The organism is Actinomycetota bacterium, from assembly GCA_035540895.1.
Classification (GTDB): Bacteria; Actinomycetota; JAICYB01; order JAICYB01; family JAICYB01; genus DATLFR01.
On the sequence record DATLFR010000064.1, the window covers coordinates 1 to 3,533 of the forward strand.

Annotated in this window: 5 protein-coding genes; 2 read left to right on the forward strand and 3 right to left on the reverse strand. The window is 70.7% G+C overall.

Annotation, left to right across the window (positions count from 1 at the left end; translation table 11 throughout):
- Positions 1-467: hypothetical protein (locus tag VM840_03670; GenBank protein HVL80673.1), on the reverse strand; the 467-nt coding region annotated here is incomplete at its 3' end.
- A gap of 121 nt (positions 468-588) precedes the next feature.
- Here VM840_03670 and VM840_03675 point away from each other — a divergent pair.
- Both VM840_03675 and VM840_03680 read left to right on the forward strand, forming a co-directional pair.
- Entirely contained in the window at positions 589-1,656 is a 1,068-nt protein-coding gene (locus VM840_03675; GenBank protein ID HVL80674.1) for a ribonucleotide-diphosphate reductase subunit beta, read from the forward strand.
- Position 1,657: 1 nt separating this feature from the next.
- Positions 1,658-2,350, forward strand: a complete 693-nt coding sequence (locus VM840_03680; GenBank protein HVL80675.1) for an MgtC/SapB family protein — start codon at positions 1,658-1,660, stop codon at positions 2,348-2,350.
- Here the strand turns inward: VM840_03680 and VM840_03685 are convergent.
- Both VM840_03685 and VM840_03690 read right to left on the reverse strand, forming a co-directional pair.
- The gene (locus tag VM840_03685) at positions 2,347-3,150 is read right to left on the reverse strand and encodes an alpha/beta fold hydrolase (protein ID HVL80676.1); all 804 of its coding nucleotides are present in this window, start codon (positions 3,148-3,150) and stop codon (positions 2,347-2,349) included. The genes VM840_03680 and VM840_03685 overlap by 4 nt on opposite strands.
- Positions 3,151-3,253: 103 nt before the next feature.
- Positions 3,254-3,533, reverse strand: a 280-nt coding sequence (locus VM840_03690) for an acetyl-CoA carboxylase carboxyl transferase subunit alpha (GenBank protein ID HVL80677.1), incomplete at its 5' end; no start/stop codon positions are given.

Here is a 3,533-nt window from a genome sequence, read left to right on the forward strand (position 1 = left end):
CCTACGAGGGTGGCGGGCCGGTCCACCCGGAGGGTGGCGGCTGGGTTCGGTGGGCCGGAGGTCTCGGTGGACCACTCCGGGGAGCCGGTCCCGACCGCCGTCACGTCGAAGGTGAACGTGCCCGACGAGTTGGACATCGTCCAGGTCGCCTTCGCTCCCGAGAGGGTCGGGTCGATCACGACCGGCGCGGGCCCGCTCGCCACGTGCCGGACGCCGGTCGCCTTGTTCTCGACGGACATCCAGAAGACCGATGAACGTTCGGGGGTCACGGCCGGCGGAGGGCCCGATCCGAACGCCCGCTCCCGCTGGTCGGCGTCGAATCGGACCACGATCGTCCCGTCAGTGAAGGTCGATCGCAGCCAGAGCGTGGAACGGGTCTCGTGGGTGTACCGGGCGGCCTGGGCCGGACCGCCCATACAGGCGGCCAACGCAGCCACCGCGGCGACGATCCCCAACGCTCTCCTCACGCCACTCCTCCACCTCGACTCCCACGATCTTCTCTCCCTGCGGCCGTTCTCCTGCGGGTGGCGGGCAGGATCGGGCCCATGAGACAGTACGGGTGGCGCGAAGGGGAGTACGGGAGGAACCATGGCCACACGCGACCTCGAAGGGCTCGACCTCGACCAGCTGTCCCAGCACACCCCCGACGAGCTGCTCGAGGAGGTCCTGCCGGTCGCGGAGGCCCGGTACACCTACGACGACTTCTACCGCCGGTGGGAGCAGCAGCACTGGCTCGCGACGGACATCGACTTCTCGACCGACCGCGAGCAGTGGACCGAGATCCCGCAGGTCCTGCGCAGCCAGATGCTGGGGACCTTCGCCGCCTTCTACCAGGGCGAGGAGTCGGTCACGCGCAACCTGGCTCCCCTCATGCTCGCCGCCCCGCGGGTGGACCACGAGATATTCCTCACCACGCAGACGGTCGACGAGGCCCGCCACACGGTCTTCTTCCGCCGCCTGTTCAACGACGTGGTGGGGATGGAGGGGGGCATCCAGGACCACCTGACCCGGTTCCGGCCCGAGTACGGACCGTGGTACGAGAACCTCTTCTTCGGGGAGCGGGGCCTCGACGGCCGGGCCGACCGTCTGCGTCAGGACCCGAGCGACGTCGGACTGTTCGCGGAGACGGTCACCCTCTACCACCTGGTGCTCGAGGCGGGCCTGGCCCTGCTCGGGCAGCGGTTCCTGCTGGACCTGTGCCGCAACCTCAAGGTCCTCCCCGGCTTCTACAAGGGCTTCATGGCGGTCACCCGCGACGAGTCACGCCACGTCGGTTTCGGCGTCCGCGTGATCCGGGAGCTGAGGGAGCAGGACCCCTCGATAGAGGGCCGGGTCCTGGCGGTGATGCGGGAGGCGATCCCCGATGTCGTCCGGCTCACCCACCCACCCGATGAGGATCTCGACCTGGAGATCCTCGACGTCATCCCGCCCGACTTCATCAACCCGCCCCAGGAGGCCCACCGGTACTCCTTCACCCACATCATGAAGCGCCTGCTCGCGGCCGGTTTCAGGTCCGAGGAGGTCAACGAGCTCGGCGCGTTCGCGTGGGAGGAGTTCGAGAAGACGGTCGGGGAGTGGGAGGCACGGACGGGGGGCACGCACTACGCGCGCATGTTCCCCGAGCAGCACGCGGCCGGGGCCGCACGCGTCGCCTGAGTTGGACCTAGACCTCCTCTTCCAGGTCGAGCTGGCCGGGCGCCTGGCCCTGGCTGCTCTAGCGGGGGCCCTCGTCGGCGTCGAGCGCGAGCTGCGCGACCAAGCGGCCGGCCTGCGCACCCACATGCTGGTCTCGGTCGGCGCGGCCCTGTTCACGATCGTCTCGGTCTACGGGTTCGAGGACGCCGCGGCCGGGCAGGTGCAGGCGCGGTACGACATCACCCGGGTCGCCTCCAACATCGTCACGGGCGTCGGCTTCCTCGGGGCGGGGACCATCATCCGGCAGGGTTTCTCGATCCGCGGCCTGACGACCGCCGCCAGCCTGTGGGTCGTGGCGGCGGTCGGAACCGCGGCCGGGGTCGGGATGTACTGGGTCACCTGGTTCACCGTGCTGCTGACGCTGATCAGCCTGTGGGGGTTGAGACGCGTCCGGCGCCGTCTGCGCCAGGCCGCGGGGATCGACCGCGAGGTCGTCACCGTCCACGCCAACAGCGAAGAGGTGCTCGACGAGGTCGTCGACCTGCTGCGCGCCCGCGGGCACCGGATCAGGGGGATGGACCTCGAGGACCTCGAGGAGCAGGAGGGCGTCCACGCGCGGCTGCGCATCACCCGCAGCCGCGGCGAGTCGATCGACGAGGTGCTCGCGGCGATCTGCCGCATCACCGGCGTGCAGGGCGCCGAGGTGGAGAGCTAGAGGCTGGCGTCCGCGGCGGCGGACGGCGGCCCCGTCACCTCGCGCAGCCTACGGACGGGGGCGATCGGAGCGGACACCTCTGCGGTCGCCAGGTGGTCTGAGACCACGCGGATCAACCTGGGTTCCAGCAGGAGCGACCCGTGGCCGATGCCGCGGACGAGGACGTTCTCGACCGTCTCGCGCTCCGGGAGCTCCGCGGAGACGGCGGGCAGTATGAAGGCGTCCGTGTCGCTGTAGACGTTCACGAACTTCGTCGGGCAGTCGAGGAAGCCGTCCTCCAGTCGCTCGATGGTCCGGGAGCCGGGCCGCATGTCCCTGCCCGTCTCCCCGAACGCGCCGTAGGCCGCGTACGTCCCGCGGTGCGGGGTGCCGATCGTGACCGCGTGGTCGACCCGGTCGCAGCCGCCCAGCTCCTGGAGGTACCACCGGATCACCAGCCCCCCGAGGGAGTGTCCGACCACGTGGACGCGCGGCGCGCCGGACACCTCGAGGATGGCTTCCACGCGGTCGGCCAGCAGCTCGGCCAGCGAGGCGACGCTGTTGCGGACCGGTGAGTAGTTCATCGCGTGCACCCACGCGAAACCGTCGTCGGTGAGGGTCCGGCGCATGGCGTAGAAGCCCGACCGGTTGTGGAAGTAGCCGTGGACCAGGACGACGGGGAGCCCGAGGGTCTCCCGCTCGGCTGGCGTGGGCACCTGCTCGGACCTGATCCCGAACGGGTAGCGGACGGCGAGCGTCGCGATACCTCGTGCCTCCCGGACGAATCCGCGAGCCACTGGCCAAGCACCCGGCCGCGGCATCGGTCCGCTCCTTTCGTCCACCCTTCTATACCCCGAGCATCGGCGGTGAACACGTAGCTTCGATAGCCACAACGGACGGCTATGGGCCCCCCGGTCGGGCCGGTCAGGAGGTCCAGGCGGTCCCGGCCGTGCGCCACCGCCGGCTGCGCCGGGACATCCGCCCGCGGCCCCCGGCGCCGGACAGCTCCTCCCCCACGAGCGCGGCAACCGTCCTGATGGCCGCGTCCGGACGGGTATGGGCGCCGTCCCTCGGTTCGGCGACCACGCGATCGGCGATCCCGAGGCTCTCGAGATCGAACGCGGAGATCCGGAGCGCCTCGGCGAGCTCGGGGGCCCTCGAGGGGTCGCGATGGAGGATGGAAGCCGCGCCTTCCGGCGCTATC